Below are 20,984 nucleotides of genomic sequence, written 5' to 3'. Positions count from 1 at the left end.
CACCCTAGCCGTCCATCCGCGGACCGCCCGAGTCGGTCACCAGCACGATATCGTGGAAACCCGCCGCATTCAGCGCGCCCATCACCTGCATGACGCGGGCATAGGGCAGATCGCCCGCCGCGCGCAGATAGATGCGCTGGCTTTGGCGTTCCTGCGCGACCGATTGCAGCCGCGTGATCAGTTCGTCTTCCGGGACCTCGGTGGTCATCACGACCAGCGGGCCTTCGGCGGTGATCGACACGGTCAGCGGCTCTTCCTGTTCCGACGGCACGGGCTGGGCGGCGGTGCGCGGTAGTTCCAGCGGCACGCCGACGGTCAGCATCGGCGCCGCGACCATGAACACGATCAGCAGGACCAGCATCACGTCGACGAAAGGCGTGACGTTGATTTCGGCCATCGGCTGCGTGCGCCGCCTGCGCCCGCGCCCCCGATCCCTTTCTGACGACACCCGCGCCCATCTTATTCCTCGCCCAGCTGGCGCGACAGGATGGTCGAAAACTCGTCCGCAAGGTTTCGTAATTTCCGGTGATGCGGTCGGCATCCCCGACAGCTTGTTGTAGAAGATCACCGCCGGGATCGCCGCCAGCAGGCCAAGGGCGGTCGCGACCAGCGCCTCGGCAATGCCCGGCGCCACCACGGCCAGCGAGGTGTTTTGCGAAATCGCGATTTCCTCGAACGAATTCTTGATGCCCCAGACCGTGCCGAACAACCCGATGAAGGGCGCGGTCGAACCGACCGTGGCCAGAACAGGACGGCGCGCGTCAGCCGGTCGCTTTCGCGGCCGATCGCCACATTCATCGCGCGGTCGACGCGGGCGCTGGTCCCGGCGATCATGCGCCCGTCATGCGTCCGGCTGCGCTGCCGTCTGCCCATGCCTGCCGCAAGATCCGCTCGGGCGAGGTCACGGGGCTGTCGCCGATGCGGTCGAACAGATCGTCCAGCGGCTCGCCCGACCAGAAATCGCGGTCGAACCGGTCGGCGTCACGCCGGGCCGCGGCAAAGGTGATGAATTTCTGGATGATGATCGCCAGGCCCAGAAAGAGGCCAGCACAAGTATCACCATCACGATCCGCACCGTGATCGAGGCGCGCGCAAAAGCGCGATCACCGAAAAATCCACTGCCTGTCCGGCTGCTGCGACTCTGATCCATTGGGGTTGCCTGTCCTTTGGGCCGCTGCTGGCTGCGGCTTCTGCCCCGCCCGATAGCAGAGCGCATTTCCGGGGCAAAGCCCGCAACCCGTCAAATCTGCGTCAACTTTCGGGGGTTGTTGCGCCGCCCGGCCAGGGGCCGCATGCCGTCACCGGGGCGGCGCATCGCGGGGCGCTGCGGCAAGGGGTTGTGCGGGCTTGGGAAAACCGGCGCCCCCTGTCGCGCATCGCCCCGGTCCACCGACCGGATGCGTCGAAAATCCTGGCCGCACGGGGCCGCGATCCATGGACCCGCGATCTCAGCCCAGCCTTTCGGCCAGCCCGGCAGGCAGGCGGGCCGCCCGGCCATTCGCGCCGTACAGACCAGCGTGACGCGGCGGGTGAACAGCGCCTGCCCATCGCGCAGAACCGCCTGATCCATGACCACCCGCGCGGGCGTGGCCGAATGGCAGGCTGGATGCGACGACCAGCGCATCGTCGAAACGGGCGGGCGACAGGTAATCGGCCTCGATCCGGCGCACGGCAAAGACCACGCCCTGCGCCTTCATCGCGACCTGATCGACGCCGATGTCGCGCAGCCATTCCGACCGGGCGCGTTCGATGAATTTCAGGTAATTGGCGTACAGACGATGCCGCGATCGTGTCCCCGTACAGACGCGGACGGGAAAGGATGAGTCATGGCGTCTTTCTCCGGCTGTTTTCGCAGGCCGCGCAGACAGGCAGCGCGTGGGACGGATCATGCGCCGCCGCTGGCATCACCGGATCATAGGCCGCGCGCAGCAGCGCCGCCAGTTCCGGCGAAGGCAGCACGTCCTGCGCGAATGTCGGGACCGAACGCACCGCAGCCCCGGCTGGACGCCGGATGGCGTCGCGCAAGGCGCCGCTCATGTTGACAATAGGCAGGTGCGGATCGCGCCATCCTGATCGAAACGAAAGATGCGATACTGATCCGCCGCGCCGCCGCCGCGCCAGCCAAGACCGGCTGCCGGTCAGCTTTTCCAGATCGGGGACATGGTCCAGATCGGCCCAGTCCCGGACGAAAGAACAGCATCATGTTCGCCCCCATCTCCGGGGTCGGTATCGGTCATCGGCTGGCGGATATCGTTCAGCACCGCCTGGCAACGCGCCGCGAAAGATCGCAAGCGCTTTCATCCGCCAGACCAAGATCATCGCGCGCGACCGGGCGCCCTCAACGCGCGCACGATGGCTGTCGCCGCCGAACAGGCGGGCGATGGCGTCCGGGGTCAGAGCTTCCGGCGTCAGATCGGTCCGGCTCATGGGGCGCGGCCCTGTCATCTTGCGAGGTCGTCATCTTGCGAAGTCGCCCCGGTTTAGGCCAAGACCCCGCGCGGCAGAAAGCGCCCCCCGCCCCGATGCTACGGCCCTGATTGCACCCGGCCTTGCGGTTGTAGTAACCCGCTGGCAACCGCCCCTCTCCGGGGCAGGCGCACTCCCCCGACCGCGCCACGATCAGGCGAGCCGTCACAGCCAGCCGACATTCCGCCATCAGGCCGCCCCGGAACGGACGTCCGCCGCCCCTTGTCACGGTGTTTCATGCTGCGCGATTTCATTTCCTATTACCGCCCCACGAGCGCCTGTTCATGCCTGCTGGATTTCAGCGCCGCCGTCGGCTCTGGCCTCGCTGGAGCTGTCATTCCCGCTGGCGATCACCGGTAGTGCCTGACCACCTGACTGCCGCGCGGCGGCTGGACGCTGACGATCATCGCCGCCTGCGTGCTGCTGGCGGTCTATGCGCTGAACACCGGGCTGATGGCGACCGTGGATCGATTGGGGCCACAAGCTGGGGATCGGGAATCGAAGAACAAATGCGCGCCCGCGCCTTTGCCCATCTGACACGGCTGTCTTGGCGCTGGTATGACCCGCGCCCGCACCGCGTCAACGCTGGTCGCCCGGCGTCGCCCGCGATCTGGAAGAAATCGGCGAGGACGCCCATCACGGCCCTCGGGAGGATCTGAATTCATTCGCCATCATGACCTTTGCCGGCGCGCTGGCGCAAGCTGGTCTCGGCTGCACCCGACGCTGGCGCTGGTGACCCTGCGCCACTCGGGCCGCTGACGATCTGGCTGGTCGTCGTCTATGAGCGGGCGCATGACCCGGACATGGCAGGAAATCTATTCGCCAGCGTCGGCGAATTGCAGCGTCCGGCTGGAGGAAGCCCTGGGCAGCATCCGCGTCGTTCAGGCCCTTTGCCAACGAAAGCCATGAAAAGGACCTGTCCTGCCCATGACAACCGCGCCTATCGCGCGACGAAACTGGACGTCTACCGGATCATGGCGGCGTCGATGGCGATCCATTACATGGGGCTGCGTTTCGTTCAGGCGGTGGTCATGGCGCCGTCGGCGCGGGCTTCGTGCTGTCGCGGCAAAGCCTGCCGACGCGGCGGCTTTTGTCGGCTTTCTGCTGCTGGTCGGCGTGTTCTTTCTGCCCGCTGGCAAAAATCGCCGCAGTCATCGAGACCTATCCGCGGCATCGCGGGCTATCGCCGCTATCAGGAACTGCTGGCGACTGAACCGGAAATCGGCGACAGCCCCGATGCGATCACGGCCCCGGCCCTGCGCGGCGAAATCGTCTTTGACGACGTGCCGTTTTCCGATGACGAGACGCGGCCGGGTTCTGCATAATCGTTCTCGCTGACCGTGCAGCCCGGGCGAAGCTCGCGGCCTTTGTCGGGCCATCCGGCGCGGGCAAGACGACGCTGCTGGCGCTGTTGCCGCGCGCTTTGCGAACCGACATCGGGGCGGATCACGGTCGACGGCATGGCGCTGGACGAGCCTGACGCTGGACAGCCTGCGCAGCCAGATCGGCATCGTCAGCGAGCGATGTGTTCCTGTTCGGATCGACCATGCGCGCCAATATCGCCTATGGCCGTCTTGGCGCCGGCGATGCCGAAATTCTGGATGCCGCCGCCCGCGCCCAACTGCTGCCAATGATCGAAACCCTGCCCGAGGGGCTGGATACCGCGGTCGGCGAACGCGGCGTCATGCTGTCGGGCGGCTGCCAGAGCCAGCGCGTCATCGCCCGCGCCTTTCTGAAAAAACCCGCCGCTGCTGATCCTGGACGAGGCGATCCTCGGCCTTGGATCAGCGGAAACCGAACGCGAGATTCAGGCCGCGCCGAAGGCGCATGCGGTCGGGCGCACGACGCTGGTCATCGCCCACCGCCTCGGCACGATCCGCAACGCCGACCGGATCGTGGCGATGGATCAGGGCCGCGCGTGCGAGGACCGGCAGCCATTCCGGCCTGATCGCGCAGGGCGGCATCTGCTGCGCGGCTGGCGTGGCTAAACAGGTTCTCGCGGTGCCTGTGCGATCATGGCGCGCAGGCTGGCCACGCTCAGCTTGCCGAGTAACGCCGTTATAGCCCGGCGATAAAGGTGGGCGTGCCCTGCAGGCCCATGTGATCGGCCAGCAGCATCGAATGGTCCAGGATGCTGCGTACACCTCGGACGCCTGCATGTCGCGGCGTACATGGACGTTCCGCGTCCAGCCCGACCCGCCGCGCCGCCGCCATCACCACATCTTCCGCGACCTGTCCTGCGCAGCTTCATCAGCGCGGTATGGAACGGCCAGTACTTTCCTGTTCCAGCGACGCCAGCGAGGCGCGGGCCGCGAACACCGAACCTTCGCCAAAGCACCGGCCATTCGCGCAAGACGAGGCGCAGGTCCTTGTCCTCCGGATATCAAGCGCGTGGATGTCGGACGTCCGATTCCCGGCAGAAATGGCAATTGTAATCAAAGAACTCCGTCAGCGTGACATTGCCCCGCGGATTGCCCAGACCGGGGGCAGCCCGTGTCGCGCTCCAACGCCCGCGCAGCCTTCAGGGGGCATGGGCCGTCGCCGAGCCGGACAGCAGGGACGCGGCGGCAAAGGCGCCGCCCGCGGCGATGATGGTGCGCGTTCAAGATGCCCGCCTGGCCTGGGGATGCCAGCGGCGGGATTATACCCTGACCAGCCTGGGTTCGATCACATGATCGCAGGATCAGCGCGGTTCGCCCTGATATGCCCCATGGTCAGGGTCCGCCCACTCCACTTTGCGCCTGCGCATACGCTACAGTTCGCAACAATGCTGAATGCGATGTTCACCGCATCGCCGCGCCAGTACTGACGAGGCCAAAACAGAGTCCGTCATCAAAAATTCATAGCCTACGCATACCGGCTGGCGGCCTTCGCCGCAATGACGATAGTGACGAAACCTTCGAAATGCTGGTCATGGCTCCTGCCGGGACGGCGCGGATGCTTCAGCAGTCGACGCAGCGGCCTGCACCTGCATGGCCGGCCTTGCAGCAGATGACGATGATGATGCCGTAAGCCCTGGCCTGAAATCGCACGATGACGATGACGACGGCATGCGTCGTCCGGGAGCAGCGCGACGACGACGACGGCTCCGCCAGCGCACGATGATGATGGAAGTCGCCGCCGCGCCTGTTCTCGCGCCATGATGATGACGATGATGCTGGTGCCGGGCATGTCATCCGCTCGCTTCGGCTCTGCTCCAGTCATGGCGTCATTTTTTCGCCGCGACAGAAAACATCGCGCATCGCCGCATCGGGATCGACGCTGCCGGAAAGACCGGCAGCCCTCAGCTTCACCTGCGACGTTCCAGCAGGCGTAACAGGCAGCGATTACCGGCAGAAAATACCGCACGGTGCAGCGCATCAGCCAGATCAGCGTACAGCCCGCTGGATATAGTCATCGCCCGGTAATAAACAGTCGCCGTGAAACTCGCCATGCGCTGTCGAAACAACCCCCTGCGCTGTAAAATAATTCGCAGATAGTCAGTCGATCGCCTGACGGCCCGACCGCGCGGCGCAGCTCGACATCCGCACATTATAGACGAAGAAAGGTATTCGCCGTCTGTAAAATCTGATCCCCCCGTCAGGGGCGGGGTCGTCTGCTGTCATCTGGCGTCTTCCGGCAATGCGGCTTTCTGCCGCGCCGCGGGATTAACGCGGCATACACATCGCTGGTCATTGTACGATGATACAGATCCCGCAAAGATCGAACGCTGACCGGCACCGCTTGCCAGGCTGGCGCCCGCCTGTCCCGCCGCCTGGGCAATGCCGTATGGTGTTCCGCATTCTGTTCGCGCTGATTTTCTGGATTTTGCGCCTTCGATCTGCACGAGGCTGGGTTACTGGATCGAGCCGGAATTCCATTTCAGCCTGTTTTACAATCTTGCCTCGAGCGATGCTTTGGGCTGTTCAAAGCAGACAGCGCCGATGGCGATCGGGTTATCGGTCGCGATCGCGGTGCTGACGCTGCTGTTCGGCTGGTTCCTTTCTGGTCGACGCGGCGACATCTGAACCATTCTTTGTCTGGTCCTGCTGCGCTGATCCTGCGGGCTGCTGCGCGCGCGGGTATCGCCGGATGCGCGGTGTTGCAGTTCTATGGCGCTGTCTGCGATCCTGCGGTGACTGAAATCATGTTGATCTTGCCCGTCAAACTGACCCCCGACTGGTTGCTGGAGAGCTGCGTTTGGTCTGTGGATCCGCGATCAGCACCGCTGGCATGTATTGAGTTGCCGCTGCAGCACGAACTGGCTGGATCGCTCGGCTGGCGCCACCGCGCTGCTGGGGGCGCCTGCTGGCATCGGACGTTGTGCGGTCTCCTGATTGCGTCTTCGCCTGGTCTTCACCACCGGCATTTTCCCGCGGCTGACATCGCCGCCACGACGCTTCTTTGCCCTGACGCCGTCATGCTCAAGACCCGGCCATGTGGCTAGCGGTTTGTACATACTGCGGTCTGTGATCGTTGCCTAAAGCGGCCCGCCTTTTGATCTGAGGTGGTGGAGCGGCGATTGCCATCGCTTTTCATGGCGGGGCCGCATACCGAGTCCGCGTCTTATAAATATCGACTGCTTGCGATAAAGGTCGTCCATCCTGACGATTTCGACATGCGCTGCTGGATCTGTCCATCAATTCGCTGACCACGTTGAGGGGCGCGATGCCGAGATCAAAGCGTCGGCTCTGTTTGCCATCGACCTGACGGTCGATCTGACGGTCAGGTCATGGACCTTCGTCAGGCTGCTGGAATCCTGTCTGGGGCGTCGAACCAGATCGCTGCCGTTGCCCAGTCCCATCCCCGATGACGAGGACGAAACTGCGACCATTGCGATAACTTCGTCGCCGCCCCCAGAAACAGATGGCGCGAGGTCAGGCCGCCGGCTTTACGCGCCGGCAGCGCGGATCGAAAGCGCGTATCGAACTGGGTAGGCCGAACAGGTTTTCTCGGCGCGGCTTGACCGGGCGCAACCCGCGCCCAAGGGCCGGGCGGTTGCGACGACGCTGCCTCGCGCGCAGACGCAGCGACTGCGCAGATCGCGCCTTGATGGCGATCGATCGCTGCGGATAGAGAATGCGCCTTTGATGTACTGCTCGCACGGCCACGTCGCATTCCAGGCCGAACCCCATGCCGGTCGAAGCCAGCTGGAGCCGATGCGCAAAGCTGTCGTCGATGATGCTGATCTTGGCATGGACATAGCTGTCGCCATCGTCATCGACGGGAAACAGCATCACGAAGCGCCCATAGGGATCGGCTGCCGTAAAGATCGCGCAGCATCCGGCTGCGGCGTATGGCCTGATCCTCGATCACGTTCTGCGCCGTGCTCGGGGCTGATGACGACGACCTGACCGTCGGGTTCCTGCAGGCGGGCATGGATGGCCTGGGTGATGCTGTCGGCGGCGAAATACCGCGATTCCAGATAGATCACATCGCGGGCGGCGCGGATGCTGTCCAGGATACAGGAACTCGATCTCACCGACCGCGGGGGCATCGCGTTCAGGCGGTTCGGTGCGGGCGATGGCCACGTCGATATCGGTGAAATCGCCGGACGTCGGGCCAGCGGTTTTCGCCGGGCTTGAATTTCTCGTCCATCGGGGCGTCATTGGCGTGTTCCCAACGCGCCCGCGACACCCGGGCGCGGCGGCGGCGGGGCCGGTCATCACGGTGGTCGCGTCATGCCAGGCCTGCGCGACCTCTCGTCCCGGTTGGGCGGGGATCGCCGGGCAGGTGGTCGCGTGTCCCACCGCCCCGCCGTCGTCGATGCCGCCGCAAAAGGCCAGCGAATCGTCGATCACCACGATCTTCTGGGTGATGGCAGGCCCTGATCGGGTGACGCCCGTCAAAGGCCAGATGCACCTGATCGGGCGACAGGAACTTGATCTGCAAGGCGGGCATCACGTTATGCTGTTTCAGCAGATAGATGCCCAGTTCTTCGTGCTGATCGATTAGCGCGTCCAGAGCGTTGATCTGGTCGGAGAGCGCCCGCGCATATCTCGGCATCGCTTGCCGGGCAGCATCTCGATTTCGAAATCGAAATAAATATGCCGCCGTTTCAGCAAAGTGACGCAGGGCGCGGAATAATCCGCGCCAGTCGATGCGCGATTTCGCGAAACGCAGCAAGGGACTGGCGCTGGCGCGAAATCAGGATGCTCAAGCAGCGCACAGGCAGCGCCGCGATGGCCTGCCTGCGCAGAAAATTGCACCGCCCATACGTCAGTCACAGCATGAAATTACTGCGCGTGCGCCGGACGGTCACGAAATGGACCGAAGAAATCCGGCCTGTCTGCCGCCGTCTACATCCCCGTAAACCAGATGTCTCGTCTCGAGACGTTTCTGATATATTCTCTCGTCGAACCCGAAAACGCCGCCGTTCCGATGAACGAAACGTCTTTACCCGCCATGATGGCGGTATTCGCGATGCCGCGCAGGTCGATACGGCCGTCTGCCGCACGGTGTCGAATGGTATCAGACGCGCCGCGGGCGGTCACAGCGCAAGACATATGAGCCGACCCTTACCTTCGACCAGCATGCGCCAAGCCCGCCAACGTCAGCCAGTTCGCGCTCCCGACTCAGGCCGGCCATTGCCTGCCCTGCCACATTGGCGCTGGCATTGCCGGTGATGATATTCGTCCAGCGCATTGCTCAGCGGCTTCATTCGCGGTCAGGGTATTACCGTGCTGCGCACCGTATCGGTGCCTGCGCCGGCGGCTGATCATCGCGCGGTCAGTCGGCGTTATCCACGACATATCATTGCGCCGCCGCGCATCAATATCGTTAGCGCCCAGAGCACTGCGGCATTGCCGACACCAGATTGGCCAGCGCCACCGAGTCAGGCTGAGCGTCTTCGACATTCGCGGCCAGGCATAGGTGACATACCCGAAATATGCCTGACCTGCCCCTTTCGATTGGTAATGATGGCATTATCGACGACAGGGATTACCACAGCCGATACCGCAGCCGCGTCGGCGCTGTTCAGGGTGTCGCCACTAGGCGTCGGCACCGCCGTTGATGCGTCGTGGGCCGCCCCGCCGACAGTATCGTCATTGACGTTACTGAATCACATCGTTGCAGACGCTTCTATACCACCGAGTGCCGCGCACATTTCTGCCCACAAGAAACTCCGTTCCAGCGGGATTGGCGCTGCCGGTGTGGAATATTCGCCGCCTGGGCACTGTATTCAGCCAAAACGCCTGAAATGTTCGGTCTCGGTGACCTGATCGCGGTGCTGACATTTCAGGATCCGCTCCCTGAGCGGTCGCGTGCGAGTCCCGTCGCCTGCGCCTGCATCGCTGCCGCCAGCCGACTGTCGCGAAGGAAAAATTCAGATTGTGCCGTCGACCGCCTGCGTATTAACGGGTCTGGCGTCTGTTCGTCTGCGCTGCGGGCCATTGAACGCTGGCGCCGCCCAGGAAATTGCTGGAACACCGTTGAGGGGCCATGTTGTAATCGACGTTGAAAATTCACGCTGCTTGCGGATACAGGTTGATGGTAATGGCCATGTCAATTTCCTTGTCTCAGGCTTGCGTAATTATGCGCGAAGCGTCAAAAGCTCATCGTTAGGACCGCGCGGGCAATAGCTGCTGGGGCTGCGTCTGATATTGTCAGGTTCTTGTCGGTTGTTCAGCGCGATATTCAGCTCTTCGCGGATGTAGAGCTACGACAGGATCCAGCGTTTCATATTGCTGGAGTTGCAGGTGCTGTTGCCACCGCGCGCCCCGACAAGTCAGACGCATGTACTAAGCTCGTCAAGACCATGCGCTGCATCTTGGGGCTGCAGGGTATTGTCCGAAGGGTAGAACAGATGGTACTTCCAGACTTCGTCATTGGTGCCCCGCCGTTCCAGACATCGGCTGTTAGGCGAAAAGCAACAGCTGATTTCGACGCCGCGGAGGATCTGGAAGCGATGTTCAGAAGATTGATAGAAAAGCGCCTGCGGTTCAGACTCTGACCGATGCAGCCATTATCGCCCCAACACTCGTCAGCCGCGTCGTCAGGAAAAATCGCCCGGCGCCAGCAGGTGGCGGAGTCACACCGCTTCGGCGCGGGCGATTCCGCGCAGGTCGGGGTTGGCAACTCTCCGCTGATTTGAACCGGGTGAAGCTTCTCCGATCAGGGGCTCCCGGTCAGCGAAGCGTGGACCCCGCGCATATCGGCGTGGAATGGGTCGCAGTCAGGCCGGTCAGCCTGGGCAGGCAGTTCGCGCCATCGATTACGGTGGCGGCTGTTGCCAGAAAGTAGCCCGCCGATTGCAACCACGGGGAAACCGTGACCCTTCGACAGCGCCCCAGACGGCGGCCGGGCGGCATCCGGTGTCCAGACGTCGATTTGCGCACGCGTCAGCGTGATTTGCGCCGATGTCAGCTCGCGGTGCCGTCGGTCTGGAACGCGCGGCAAAGAGTGGGCGTCGATTAAAGGTCCAGACGCGAGTCCCAGCTGATCGCTTGCCGCATCAGCCTGCTGCGCGCTGTTCAGGTCAGCGGCGTCATTATCCTTGCGTCGTTACCGGGCGAGGTCCAGTGATATCCCGCCGTCACCGTAGACCGCGGCATCGGCATCGCGCATCGGTGCCGGTGCCTGCGACGAAGCTGTTCAGAGGTTGAAAATCCATGCCCCCGGCGGACGAAAGACGCCTCTGATCAGACTACCTGATCGACCTGCTGTTCATCCGCGGCTGTGCAGCGATGTCCAGACGTACCCCGGCCACGCCCGGTCGTTACGCGCATCGCGCCGATCACACTCGTCGGGCCGGGGCCAAGAAACTGCTGCAAAAGGCTGCCGCCGTCTGTCGCCATCGGCGCTGATATCGGCGGGGTTCAGCGTCACATATTGACGACGCCACCGCGCCGCTGACATCGCGCTCGGCCTGCACGGATTTCAGCATCTTCGGTGACCGGTAAAGGTGCGCTGCTGGCGCCGTGGCCGTTTTCTGGAAATTTCGCCGCGCGCCATCGACCAGGTCGATTTTCATGCAGGCCGAAATCCTGCAGGCCCCGGATATTCGCGATCGCGATACCAGTCGTCGCGGCCCGAGTTGAAACGCCCAGCGTCGGGTCAGATCTGGGCACCGATGACGCAGCCAGCTCCTTACCGTCGAGGCGGTATTCAGCCCGCCTCTTCGGCGAGGAAACGCTGACGATGACGCGGTCCAGAATCATCTTCTTGCGCGCCAGTGCGGCAGGCCCCGCATCTGCGCCAGCGCCTGATCGAATTACTTCCGTACCTGCGCGCCGAGGCCCATCCGCCAGCGCGACGACCGCGCCCGCCGCCAGCAGGAACTCGCGCTGGAAGCGCCACCGCCAGCATGACGTAGGATCGCCGCCATTACATCGCCATAGACAAAGGCGGTTGCCATTTCGCGATTTGATAGCGCAGTTTTCCGGCGCGTGCTGGTGCGGGTCGCGATAGCGCAGTCCCGGCAAGCGTGCCGGTTGGCGTCGATACCGATGCGGTCGCCCCGCTTTACGCTGAAGTCGTATCGCGGGCCGACCACCCGCGACCGCCCGCGATTGGCGGATAAACACAAAGACATCGCCGGAACTTGCCGGACAGGCCACCGCCGCCTGTGAATGCGATGTCAGAGCCGAACAGGGTATCATCTCGACAGCTGCGTTCATTGTCTGCACTGGCCATGCGGCGTCGGTGCGCTGCGCCAGCCCAGATAGACGATACGCCGTCTCGCATATTCACGCATCATTGCCTGAAATCCGGCAATTGACCGATATGTCGCCGACTACAGATACGCCGACATTGGCGTCAGGCGATAATCGCGCTGGCGCACCGCAGCCGATGCCGGCGATGAACGGTTCGACGACATCGCCGGCATTGTCCACGACATACAGATCATCGCGCCCGCGCCACCGCCATGCAGTCGGTGCCGATCCGCGCCGTCTTCAACGTTACGCCGCCAAATTGCGTCATTGCACGCGCCATGCCGCCGATCACCGGTTGCCGATTGATGACAAACTAGCCGCATTGCCCGCGCCGTTGATATCGGTCGAATCAGCGACAGGTTTCGACGCCAGCGCACCGTACGTGCCGATGTCGGCATTCGCGAATCTTCGACGACGCTGGCCGCCCGCACGGTTGACGAAATCAGACATCACCTTCGTCGCCGCGCAATGGCCTGATCCATTTCAGCGTGCCGTCTTCGGGCGAGCTGACAGCAGGTCATCGGCCGCGGTTTGCGATCAGGTTATCCTCGACCGCGATCAGAGCTGTCGGTATTGATACAGTACCCGTTCCGATCACGGTCATCGCCCAGTTCGACGTGAAGTGACTGGCTTCGTAATCCAGATCTCGTTGACGACAAGGTGTCTGCCACATCTGGCGCAGCGCAAACGTTACCCGCATCGTCATCCAGCGTATAGTCGCCAGCGTCGTCATCGTCATTGCCGTTCCGTCAGCACGCCGATTACCGTGCCCAGCGGCACTCCTCGCGCACCGTGGACGATGACAGCTGACGCCCGGCGCGGTATTTCGACTGGATCAGTTGACGATGACGGTGACATCCTTGTCAGCGTTCCAGCTGCTCGGTGATTACGCAGCGTCACCGTGTAAAGGTCGGCCGGCGCATCGCTCGTCACCACAGCTGGCTGCGCTTCGACGCTGGCTGGCATCGGCATCGATGGCAAAGTTGCAGTTATCTGCGTCGTCGCGGGTCAACCGCGGCTGTGCCGACGGCTCGGCCACGGTCTGAAATACGCCGTCGTCGTCTGCATCGGTCGGGTACTATAACGGCTGATGAAATCATAGGTCAGGCCCGCAGCGTTTCTTCAGCGTATCGGAATGCGGCTGTCGGCGACTGTCTGCCGTGCCGCCGGTAAAGGCTGCCGAAGTCAAAGACCACGGTATTGGCGACAACAGCAGGCCAGACGGCATTCGATCGCTGAGCGCCGACAACATCGGCGAAGGGACTGATGAATGCTTCGGCGATATCCACCAGCCCGGCATATGTTCCAGACGCGCCTGCGGCCAGCCGCCATATAGGCGATGACGAAGAAGGATCGGCGCCAACCGCTTCGGCGGCGTCGTTCGGCCAGCATAGCCTGCGATGCGCAGCCTGGACATTGCCGCCGGTATTGCGCCGCCGGTCATACGCCGCCGCCGCGCGCTGATGGCAAATGACCTGTTCCAGATCGCGTGGGCAAGCTGGCGCAATACTCCAGATACCCGCGCGCCAGAACAGAGAGGTCAGCAAACATCACCGTCCGGATTCGGGCCATTGTCAAAGGCCGCATGGTATCGCCCTGGACATCCCTCCAGAAAGGCCCCGGATGGCAACATGCCGCCGCTGGCAGGATGGTGCCAGTTCGGGGCCCGCTTGCGGGTTCGGTCACTGAAACACTCCAGCCCTTTCAGCAGTGTTGCCGCCGTCTGCGCCGCATACGCGCAGGGCAATTCCCGCACCTGACCTTTGCCAATGTCGATGCTGAATACCTGCCGCATCGTCCAGCAACTCGAAACTGCAGGCCAACTGATGCACGTCGGTGACCGATCATACGCCAGCACTGTATCTTCGGCGATTTCCGACAGGGTCAGGCCAGGTCGGTCGGCGTAGGCAGGATTGACGAAATCATAACAAATTAACATCCCCGACATTGTCGCCTGTGCCATTCCGGTTGCGACGCACAGGAAGTGGTGGCCGAAGCCGCCTGCCGGGTTCGCCGTTCCGTTCGCGAAATGCAGACCGTCGGCACCGCCGTCGCCATCATCGGCTGGCTGCATCGTCATTACCTGCACCGCTGCTGATCAAAGTCGTCATGGATGCTGCCGACATTATCTCTGTCCCCGGAAATTTGCCGATGATTCTGCGAATATCGCCCAGAAACTGGGTAGATTACGGCGACGGATGCGCTTTCCCCGGTCGATAGGCCCACAGATAAATCCACGACTGGATAACCATACTGACGCGCTGGTAATGCGGCGATATCGGTACCGCTGATCGCGATACAATCCGGTCACGCGATCTTCCGGGTTCGGCCTCGGTGCCGGTTTCCGTCCACCTGAATATCTGCACGATATGGAATGATGTTGCCCGATACGCGGAAGAGGTGCCGCACCGGACTAGGGGTAATTGCCAGATTCCGCGCCTGATCAGACGCGCGTTCGCGCTATCGAACACCAGCTGAGTATCGCCCATCGCATATTGTTAGCCAGCGCCGCCATAGAATTTGTATCCGGCAGGCATGAAATCGGCGATATTGGCTCCAGACTTACCGCCAACCTATGCGTCGATGGTGATCACGGTTTCCGCCCGTGGTGCAGTGATCCTGCTGGTTTGTTTACCTAAAGATATCACAGCAGAATGCGCCGGTGGCAAAATCCTAAGTAGGGGACAGGCGCACCAACATGACCCAAACCGATAGACGTTTGCGGGCAGGTTGTTGGGTGAGTTGTCCATACGCAAGGGGCGTTCGATCAGATGGATTTTACCTAAGGAATAAACCAAGCATTTTAAATGCACGCATGCGGCCTGAGTCGGTCATGTCCGTCAGGGCTGGCACGGCCTAGAACTCAGTTGATTTCAGCGCGGGTTTGCCATCGCCTCGATACCGGGGTGCATTTTTTTCCAGTTTTCGCCGAGATTTAACGACCGAATCTCGTGCCACTTGGCCGAAAATCGTTGTCCTGCTGTTCCAGGCACCGCGATCAGCATGACGTTAACCCGTGCGGCGTCTGGCGCTGGCTCCGGGTCAGATAGCTGACGCCGGCGCCTGCCCGGCTGCCGCACCTGGTAATGATCGTCATCAGCCATTCCCGCAAATGAGTTCCCGCCTGTCGGAAGCCGATCTTCCACGGGCACTGTCCTGCCGAGCCGATGCGACCGACGCGGTCTGTCCTTCCGTTGCTCCAGCACGCGCTGAAACCACAGGTGCTGGTTCGTCCTGATCGGCATGGCCCAGTTCAAGCCTGACGCAGGGCGCGGCGACAAGCGCATTCGGTATATTTGCATAACGTCGTCAGCAATCGACGTTTATCAGGTCTGCGCCTGTCTCGCGCCTGTAATTCGTTTTGCATGGGTTTAATGGTTTCGCATCCCGGCCCCTTTATTGATCTATAGAACCAGACAGGTAGCGGTTGCATTCCACTACTGTTCAGCGCCAGCGCTGCACCGCAGGCGAAAACAGTTCCGGCGCAGCCGTGCCGGGGCGTCTGATGCAGCGGCCGAGCGATCAGCCGCGTTCTCGATGATGATTTTGCCAGATGGATCTGCTGACCATGCCGGAAGTGGGCGTAATCTTCCAGCCTGCGCGGTTCATCTTTGTTCAGGCCCAGGCCTTTCAGCGTTTCGCGGCGCTGGATGGCGGGTAGTGGATCGGCGAACCGATCTGTTTGACGACGATGGTCTTAGCCATTGCCGCTACGCTGGACAGCGGCTTCGCGTTCCTGCGGATGTCCGCGTCCCGCAGATAAGTTGGCGCTCACGCTGTCGTCCACGGAAGGAACAGCGATTTCAGCAAACAGAATACGCGCGCATCGGACATCGGCGATGATCTGTCCGTTCTTTCGATGTCGTGGTAGAAAGCGGCCGTCGCGCAGCGGGACGCGGATCAGATTGCGGCGGTGCCTGGCGTCTCTGCGGATCGCTCTCCGAATTCTCTGGCCTGTTCCCAGCCAAAATGATAGCGGAGCCACGACGACGACGTACGCAGCGCTGCTTGCCAATTCTCGATGAAGATCGCGACCACCGGCGACCGCCGAGTCTTCGTCTCGGCGTAATGTTCTGCCATCAGGCATCTCTTCAGGGTGGTGCGTTCTGCGCCGTTCTCATTGGCCCAGGGATGCCCACGTTGGGACGCCCCAGGGCAGCGCTCGCCACAAGCGATCAGAACGCCTTCAGCCGCGTCAGCCAAGGCCGGGAACAGGAGTTCGCCACGTCGAGCTCTTCGATACCGCTTTTCGCACGTCTCCGTTCCGGGCGGCGGTTTCGACGTTAATGATCACGCCCAGACTTTTCCAGCGTCGAGGTATTGCCATGTCATCGATCAGCTGAACGCCGATGTTTTCGACGAGCGGCGGAATGACAGACGCGACGATCATCCGGATCGCGGCCCGATAAGACGGCGCTCTGAACAGTCCTCTTTGTTCCAGCGCTGTCCCTGCTTACGCTTCTGCGGAGATTTGTCACTTGCGGATGCCCTGCCTGTCACGCGGATACCTGCATACCGCCGACGACCTGCTCGATCTTCGACAACATCCGGCCTGCTGCTGGCGGTGATGGTCACTCGGGGGTTTCGGGCCAGTCATGCGAATAACTCCAGAGCGCCCTGCATCGAGGCGCGGCACCGACGCCCTTCCAGCCTTCGCTGACGCCGACGGTCACCTGACCAGGTCATCTCAGGGCGTACACCCGCGCGGGGCCATGCCGTCTTCCAGCGATTAGGTCGTCATCGGTCGCGGTTGCGCCGTTGACCTTTGATTTCAGCGGTCACGCCTTCGGGGCGACGACACCTGACATCTCACCTCCTTAACGGTGCAGAGCACTGCGACGTCGACATATTGCGTGCCGCCGCATAGATTACCACCTTCGTCGACATCGACGCCTGTATCGCGCCAGGGATCTGCTCGATCGAAGTGCAGACGCTGACGCAGCCGCACATACGCCAGCTCACGGATTTATTTCAGGCTACCAGCTCGCCATGGCCGGCACATCGGTGGTCACGATTCAGCCGGATTTGTTTCGTCTTCAGCATCCAGCACCCAAGCGCAGCTTGAGTATAGTGCGATATTCGCGCATCTGCGTTGCGGATGCGGGTCAGCATATCGCCGAGAGGATCGCTCATCGATTATATCGTCTCCTTACTGATTCATGGGAATCATCGAACGAGTTTCAGCTCGCGCAGGTCCGGCGATAGCCAGCTCTGCAGGCAGGCAGAGGGATTTTGCCACCGGTTGCAGGCGGCCGATGGCGCGCTGTTGTCTGTTGCCAGCCGGTTCTGAAGTGCCTTCCATCGGCAGGGGACTGTCGTGGATGACCTGTTCAAAGAAGCATGCCATTGCGTTGGCATCTTCTGGCAAGATTCGCGCTTTTCAGCGCTTCTGATCATGATTTCTTTAGCCATATTACGGCGATCAGCTGTTGAACGGCATGTTGAAAATGCTTCAACAGCTCTGCTCTGCGTCAATCTCGCGTTGGTGCGAGATGATGTCCATCCCTGAATTTGCCGATCTTGTACGAAGGCGTTGATTGCCGTGGCGCTTCAGGCCCATGGTGCGCCGTTACGGTGCTCTGCGCGTGTCGCGCGGGGGCAGCGCGATGTTGATCAGGCGATCAAGGAATTCATACATATATCGCGTACTTGCAGCTTGCATTGCATGAACACGGCGATCGAATTTTCGCTCCAGGATGACATCAAGGTTTGCCGGATTTTTGCCACGGCTTCGCCGATGCCCATACCCAGACGATCCATCCAGACGCGGATCAGCATCGCGATATCACCGCCGCAGCGCGACGACGTCGCGATATTCGCGGTTTCAGGCGCGGCGTGTAGCCTGAAGCATCCAGCATCATCACGTGGCTGCATGAAACGGACTCTTCCTACGACACGGCCGCTCTTGCCGTTCTTGTCCAACAGAGTTACTGACAGGCGATCGGCGCTAAAAATCCGGCCACCCTGGCTGGCCCAACGGATGGCGATGATGCCATCAACCTTTAAACACGGCGATTTCATTCCCTGCTTGCCTTTAATCCTTGATACGACGATCTTTGTCGCCTCTTTTCCGGGCATTACTGCGCATCTCCGGCGCAAGCGAGATGATCTTCATGAAGTTTTTCGCACGCAGCTCACGCACGACTGAAGATTATAACGCGCGCTATCTCCCCGTTGTTCAGGATGACGCATTGCGGTCGAAACGGATCGCTATCGCTTCACTTTTGCGGTGAACATTTGCCTTTGTGACGTCACCCTTCGTTGTTCTGACTTCGTACGGTTTCCACGACGATGTCACGTCTTCACGATATAGCGAGGCCATCTGCGCATCTGGATGCACTGAATCTCGGCGTGCGCCGGAGTTGTCAGTACATCCAGATTAATCTGCATCTGATCATTTGCTCTTCCGACCTCTGCAGCCCCAGGTTTCGATCATTTCATCTGTGATGATGGATTTGTTTCAACTGTCAGATATCCAGCGTTTGTTTCGAGATTGATGCGCATTGATGACGTGAACGATATCGCTACCTAGTTTGCCATGGGCGCGGATATATTTTGGTGCTGCGGACAATTTTATTCCATCAGCGGATGTTTGAGGACAGTTGTTTTATCGCTGATTAACCTTGCTTTGCAGGATGCGGGGTTTAGCATGGGCTGGCCTAGGATGTCGTAGTTTCCGCCGTTTGAGCCTGTGAATGGTTTTCATACGGGCAAATGCCGATGGACGGTGTAGCAGGCGGGCGGCCGATCTGAGTTGGCCAGTGGCCTGCTGAAGCGCATTTTTTCAGCGACAGCGCTCACGCAGTTGTTCGGGCCTGGGGCCCCTGCGCTTCATGCGCCTCTCCTTTCAACATCACTGAGGAAAGCGTTCGATGCGGGGCCACCCTGATTTCGCGGAGCTTCAGCTGCCTATAGCGAATTCCCAGCAATGAGCTGCGGGGCCAGTTGTCATGGATGACAGCGCGCGCAGGCCGATGACGCCGGTCGTCATTACAAGGTGTCGTTGCCAGTCATCACTTCAACTATTTCACGGTTTTCGAGGGAACAGAGCCTGCGTCGGCCAATTGGCACACCGCTAATTCAAGACTTGCGTTCGCGCTATGGAGTCTGATAGCCTGCCCAGTCAGGCGCTTCGATGAAGAAAAATAAAGGCTGATCCGGCGTGTTTTCAATCCTGCAGGTTGGCGGTAAGGGTTAAATCTACGCCATCGCTGTGGCACGATGTAGTCAGACTCGGCAGTTATTGCAGTAGGCTTTCGCGCAGGTACAGTTGACGTTGCCGATCTGAACATATTCCAGCCGGGTAAATGCGGGCGGCCCAGAAATCGACTGAGTTCTATCTTTATCTATCGCCACCATCGGTTTACTGGGTGACCGGGACATCCGGGGAAGATGCGGGATCCAGATTACGATTCCTGACGCTTCATGTGGTGGCGCGGCGGGCAGTTGATCTGACGCGGTGTGACGCTTTCGCTGATGGAAGCCAGCGTGCGGTGGTTTTATCTGCTGGCTTCGCCATGGATACGGCCTCTGAATTTTTTGCGGAATTTGTCTGTTTCGGTGCAGCATGCTTTTACTCTAGAGCGCCGCGGTCGCGACGTGGGCTGCGCGTAAGTGCGGCCATTCTGGCTTGATATCGCGGCGATTATCGCGAATCTGCGGGATCATGTTCTATGATCTGCCTTTGAAGATCTATATCTTGATGCCGATGATCCCTGCAAGGGGTCGAAGTTGACAATGCATACATGCGCAGCGGGGTGCAGTGAGCATTATTTGCCTGTGTCTGGGCATTGCCAAGACGGCCAATGATTACCACGTGGATCCCCAGAGGCATGTCGGCGCAGCCCATGGCGCGACGGAGCACCCGGTGGCGCCTAGCCGCTGGCCGATTGATTCTGCACCAGCATTTGCCTGCGGATTCGACGATACGCGCAGTTCAATCGGCCTGCCAGCTGCGCAGGGTCGGCGTCGCTTGCCGATGATGACCTGACGCGGTATTGATCGTGACGGCATTTGCTGACGTCTGATGATGACGCGAAGATGCCTGTTTGTTCTGCGATGAATACTGCGGATCTTCAGATCCTCGAGCAGATCGCCATAACGAAAAACAGACGCACAGCGGCTGTCCGGACTGAGGTTCCGGATGGGGTTGACGCCTACGACATTGCCTTCGATCTCCTTGATAGTGATTTCCGAGGTAACGGTTTCATGACGCTTACTGCAGGTTGCTGGCGCGGGATGACCGCGCTGACTGTTCGCCAGGGCGACAACCAGGTTGTCGACGTCGAGACGGTATCGCCGCATTGGCGATGGCCGATCGAAGGCATTCTCTTTCACGTCGCCAGCTTTTCTGAGAAGTTCTGTCGACCTTCTGCCGCGGATTCACGAGGTCCAGCTTCTGGGGCGAGGCGTATTATCTTGATCTGCAAAGTCTTCGTTATTCCATTGTCGGCGGCGCGGATTTTTCCAGCTCCATGATTATTTCGTTTTTATTGCGACCGGCATCCGCGTCGGCGACATTCACTTCTAATGATCATTCGAGATTTGTCAATTGATTGCTTGTTGTTTCACCACGACCAGCGGTAGATAATAACATATCATCGATCACATCCGATTTTCTGATCCGCGCGCTTTCTCCAGCAGGCGTAACAGGAACGCCATTGGATTAACGTCTGCGCGCGACCGCAAGATTTGTCGGTCGATTTGTTCATGGAAGCTTGCCCTTGGTATCCTACCTTGCAGTGCGTACGGTCATTCCGAGGTGTACCACACATGCGGATCGAAGACAGACAACGCTCGGGCGGATCCTGCGGCGGCCAAGCTGCCCTGCCCTGGTCACCGGCAGCGCCTCGACACGGCGCCGATGGTCGCCATGTACCCTGA

At 61.0% G+C, this 20,984-nt stretch carries 21 protein-coding genes and 3 pseudogenes; 7 read left to right on the top strand and 17 right to left on the bottom strand.

Annotated features, from left to right (window positions below; genetic code table 11):
- Positions 1-4: 4 nt before the first annotated feature.
- From PE067_RS14115 to PE067_RS14100, 4 genes and pseudogenes are all read right to left on the bottom strand, one after another.
- Positions 5-458 (bottom strand): annotated as a pseudogene (locus PE067_RS14115) (ExbD/TolR family protein).
- 1 nt (position 459) lies between these two features.
- Positions 460-1,146: pseudogene (tolQ, locus tag PE067_RS14110) on the bottom strand (protein TolQ).
- Positions 1,147-1,448: 302 nt separating this feature from the next.
- Positions 1,449-1,775, bottom strand: a pseudogene (locus tag PE067_RS14105) (thioesterase family protein).
- A gap of 49 nt (positions 1,776-1,824) precedes the next feature.
- Positions 1,825-2,037: a hypothetical protein gene (locus PE067_RS14100; protein ID WP_276190276.1), complete on the bottom strand. Its 213-nt coding sequence runs from the start codon at positions 2,035-2,037 to the stop codon at positions 1,825-1,827.
- Between the two features lie 666 nt (positions 2,038-2,703).
- Between PE067_RS14100 and PE067_RS14095 the strand changes: the two genes are divergently transcribed.
- The 3 genes from PE067_RS14095 to PE067_RS14085 all read left to right on the top strand — a co-directional run bounded on the left by PE067_RS14095 (position 2,704) and on the right by PE067_RS14085 (position 4,414).
- Positions 2,704-2,826: a hypothetical protein gene (locus tag PE067_RS14095; protein ID WP_276190275.1), complete on the top strand. Its 123-nt coding sequence runs from the start codon at positions 2,704-2,706 to the stop codon at positions 2,824-2,826.
- Between the two features lie 545 nt (positions 2,827-3,371).
- Positions 3,372-3,791 (top strand): hypothetical protein, encoded by a 420-nt coding sequence (locus PE067_RS14090; protein WP_276190274.1) that lies wholly within the window; start codon positions 3,372-3,374, stop codon positions 3,789-3,791.
- 200 nt (positions 3,792-3,991) lie between these two features.
- Positions 3,992-4,414 (top strand): hypothetical protein, encoded by a 423-nt coding sequence (locus PE067_RS14085; protein ID WP_276190273.1) that lies wholly within the window; start codon positions 3,992-3,994, stop codon positions 4,412-4,414.
- A gap of 899 nt (positions 4,415-5,313) precedes the next feature.
- Here the strand turns inward: PE067_RS14085 and PE067_RS14080 are convergent.
- The 3 genes from PE067_RS14080 to PE067_RS14070 form a co-directional block, all read right to left on the bottom strand.
- Positions 5,314-5,670: a hypothetical protein gene (locus PE067_RS14080; protein ID WP_276190272.1), complete on the bottom strand. Its 357-nt coding sequence runs from the start codon at positions 5,668-5,670 to the stop codon at positions 5,314-5,316.
- A gap of 1,652 nt (positions 5,671-7,322) precedes the next feature.
- Positions 7,323-7,682 (bottom strand): hypothetical protein, encoded by a 360-nt coding sequence (locus PE067_RS14075; RefSeq protein WP_276190271.1) that lies wholly within the window; start codon positions 7,680-7,682, stop codon positions 7,323-7,325.
- Positions 7,682-7,927, bottom strand: a complete 246-nt coding sequence (locus PE067_RS14070) for a hypothetical protein (RefSeq protein WP_276190270.1) — start codon at positions 7,925-7,927, stop codon at positions 7,682-7,684. The genes PE067_RS14075 and PE067_RS14070 overlap by 1 nt, the downstream gene beginning before the upstream one ends.
- 32 nt (positions 7,928-7,959) lie before the next feature.
- Here PE067_RS14070 and PE067_RS14065 point away from each other — a divergent pair, with 32 nt between their 5' ends.
- Both PE067_RS14065 and PE067_RS14060 read left to right on the top strand, forming a co-directional pair.
- Positions 7,960-8,400, top strand: coding sequence for a hypothetical protein (locus PE067_RS14065; protein ID WP_276190269.1), 441 nt, complete (start codon positions 7,960-7,962; stop codon positions 8,398-8,400).
- A gap of 1,660 nt (positions 8,401-10,060) precedes the next feature.
- Complete coding sequence (locus PE067_RS14060) at positions 10,061-10,399, top strand: hypothetical protein (RefSeq protein WP_276190268.1); 339 nt, start codon at positions 10,061-10,063, stop codon at positions 10,397-10,399.
- Between the two features lie 871 nt (positions 10,400-11,270).
- Here the strand turns inward: PE067_RS14060 and PE067_RS14055 are convergent.
- The 9 genes from PE067_RS14055 to PE067_RS14015 form a co-directional block, all read right to left on the bottom strand.
- On the bottom strand, positions 11,271-11,870 hold the full coding sequence (locus PE067_RS14055; protein WP_276190266.1) for a hypothetical protein: 600 nt from the start codon (positions 11,868-11,870) through the stop codon (positions 11,271-11,273).
- Positions 11,871-12,134: 264 nt separating this feature from the next.
- A complete protein-coding gene (locus tag PE067_RS14050; RefSeq protein ID WP_276190265.1) occupies positions 12,135-12,281 on the bottom strand; it encodes a hypothetical protein in 147 nt (48 codons plus the stop codon).
- 108 nt (positions 12,282-12,389) lie between these two features.
- Positions 12,390-12,551, bottom strand: coding sequence for a hypothetical protein (locus PE067_RS14045; RefSeq protein WP_276190264.1), 162 nt, complete (start codon positions 12,549-12,551; stop codon positions 12,390-12,392).
- Between the two features lie 67 nt (positions 12,552-12,618).
- The gene (locus PE067_RS14040) at positions 12,619-12,840 is read right to left on the bottom strand and encodes a hypothetical protein (RefSeq protein ID WP_276190261.1); all 222 of its coding nucleotides are present in this window, start codon (positions 12,838-12,840) and stop codon (positions 12,619-12,621) included.
- Positions 12,841-13,204: 364 nt separating this feature from the next.
- Positions 13,205-13,648: a hypothetical protein gene (locus PE067_RS14035; protein ID WP_276190259.1), complete on the bottom strand. Its 444-nt coding sequence runs from the start codon at positions 13,646-13,648 to the stop codon at positions 13,205-13,207.
- On the bottom strand, positions 13,642-14,175 hold the full coding sequence (locus tag PE067_RS14030) for a hypothetical protein (RefSeq protein WP_276190257.1): 534 nt from the start codon (positions 14,173-14,175) through the stop codon (positions 13,642-13,644). The genes PE067_RS14035 and PE067_RS14030 overlap by 7 nt, the downstream gene beginning before the upstream one ends.
- Before the next feature lie 799 nt (positions 14,176-14,974).
- Complete coding sequence (locus tag PE067_RS14025; protein WP_276190256.1) at positions 14,975-15,205, bottom strand: hypothetical protein; 231 nt, start codon at positions 15,203-15,205, stop codon at positions 14,975-14,977.
- Between the two features lie 796 nt (positions 15,206-16,001).
- The gene (locus tag PE067_RS14020; RefSeq protein ID WP_276190254.1) at positions 16,002-16,181 is read right to left on the bottom strand and encodes a hypothetical protein; all 180 of its coding nucleotides are present in this window, start codon (positions 16,179-16,181) and stop codon (positions 16,002-16,004) included.
- 891 nt (positions 16,182-17,072) lie between these two features.
- Positions 17,073-17,234, bottom strand: coding sequence for a hypothetical protein (locus tag PE067_RS14015; RefSeq protein ID WP_276190252.1), 162 nt, complete (start codon positions 17,232-17,234; stop codon positions 17,073-17,075).
- Between the two features lie 184 nt (positions 17,235-17,418).
- Between PE067_RS14015 and PE067_RS14010 the strand changes: the two genes are divergently transcribed.
- Positions 17,419-17,610: a hypothetical protein gene (locus tag PE067_RS14010; RefSeq protein ID WP_276190250.1), complete on the top strand. Its 192-nt coding sequence runs from the start codon at positions 17,419-17,421 to the stop codon at positions 17,608-17,610.
- Between the two features lie 104 nt (positions 17,611-17,714).
- Here PE067_RS14010 and PE067_RS14005 read toward each other — a convergent pair whose 3' ends face one another.
- On the bottom strand, positions 17,715-18,179 hold the full coding sequence (locus PE067_RS14005; RefSeq protein WP_276190248.1) for a hypothetical protein: 465 nt from the start codon (positions 18,177-18,179) through the stop codon (positions 17,715-17,717).
- Between the two features lie 1,935 nt (positions 18,180-20,114).
- On the opposite strand from PE067_RS14005, the gene PE067_RS14000 reads away from it, so the two are divergent.
- Positions 20,115-20,579, top strand: coding sequence for a hypothetical protein (locus PE067_RS14000; RefSeq protein WP_276190246.1), 465 nt, complete (start codon positions 20,115-20,117; stop codon positions 20,577-20,579).
- Positions 20,580-20,984: the final 405 nt, after the last annotated feature.

Source organism: Paracoccus sp. DMF-8, from assembly GCF_029309835.1.
GTDB lineage: Bacteria > Pseudomonadota > Alphaproteobacteria > Rhodobacterales > Rhodobacteraceae > Paracoccus.
Note: the sequence above shows the minus strand (reverse complement) of the source record. Positions and strands in the feature narration are given on the sequence as shown.

Excerpts from the sequence above, each read along its gene's own strand:
- PE067_RS14100 (WP_276190276.1), bottom strand. The coding sequence starts at position 2,037 with ATGAGCGGCGCCTTGCGCGACGCCATCCGGCGTCCAGCCGGGGCTGCG.
- PE067_RS14095 (WP_276190275.1), top strand. The coding sequence starts at position 2,704 with ATGCTGCGCGATTTCATTTCCTATTACCGCCCCACGAGCGCCTGTTCA.
- PE067_RS14090 (WP_276190274.1), top strand. The coding sequence starts at position 3,372 with ATGAAAAGGACCTGTCCTGCCCATGACAACCGCGCCTATCGCGCGACG.
- PE067_RS14080 (WP_276190272.1), bottom strand. The coding sequence starts at position 5,670 with ATGACTGGAGCAGAGCCGAAGCGAGCGGATGACATGCCCGGCACCAGC.
- PE067_RS14075 (WP_276190271.1), bottom strand. The coding sequence starts at position 7,682 with ATGCTGTTTCCCGTCGATGACGATGGCGACAGCTATGTCCATGCCAAG.
- PE067_RS14045 (WP_276190264.1), bottom strand. The coding sequence starts at position 12,551 with ATGTCTGATTTCGTCAACCGTGCGGGCGGCCAGCGTCGTCGAAGATTC.
- PE067_RS14040 (WP_276190261.1), bottom strand. The coding sequence starts at position 12,840 with ATGACGATGACGACGCTGGCGACTATACGCTGGATGACGATGCGGGTA.
- PE067_RS14030 (WP_276190257.1), bottom strand. The coding sequence starts at position 14,175 with ATGCAGCCAGCCGATGATGGCGACGGCGGTGCCGACGGTCTGCATTTC.
- PE067_RS14025 (WP_276190256.1), bottom strand. The coding sequence starts at position 15,205 with ATGGCTGATGACGATCATTACCAGGTGCGGCAGCCGGGCAGGCGCCGG.
- PE067_RS14020 (WP_276190254.1), bottom strand. The coding sequence starts at position 16,181 with ATGGCAGAACATTACGCCGAGACGAAGACTCGGCGGTCGCCGGTGGTC.
- PE067_RS14015 (WP_276190252.1), bottom strand. The coding sequence starts at position 17,234 with ATGAGCGATCCTCTCGGCGATATGCTGACCCGCATCCGCAACGCAGAT.
- PE067_RS14005 (WP_276190248.1), bottom strand. The coding sequence starts at position 18,179 with ATGCCCGGAAAAGAGGCGACAAAGATCGTCGTATCAAGGATTAAAGGC.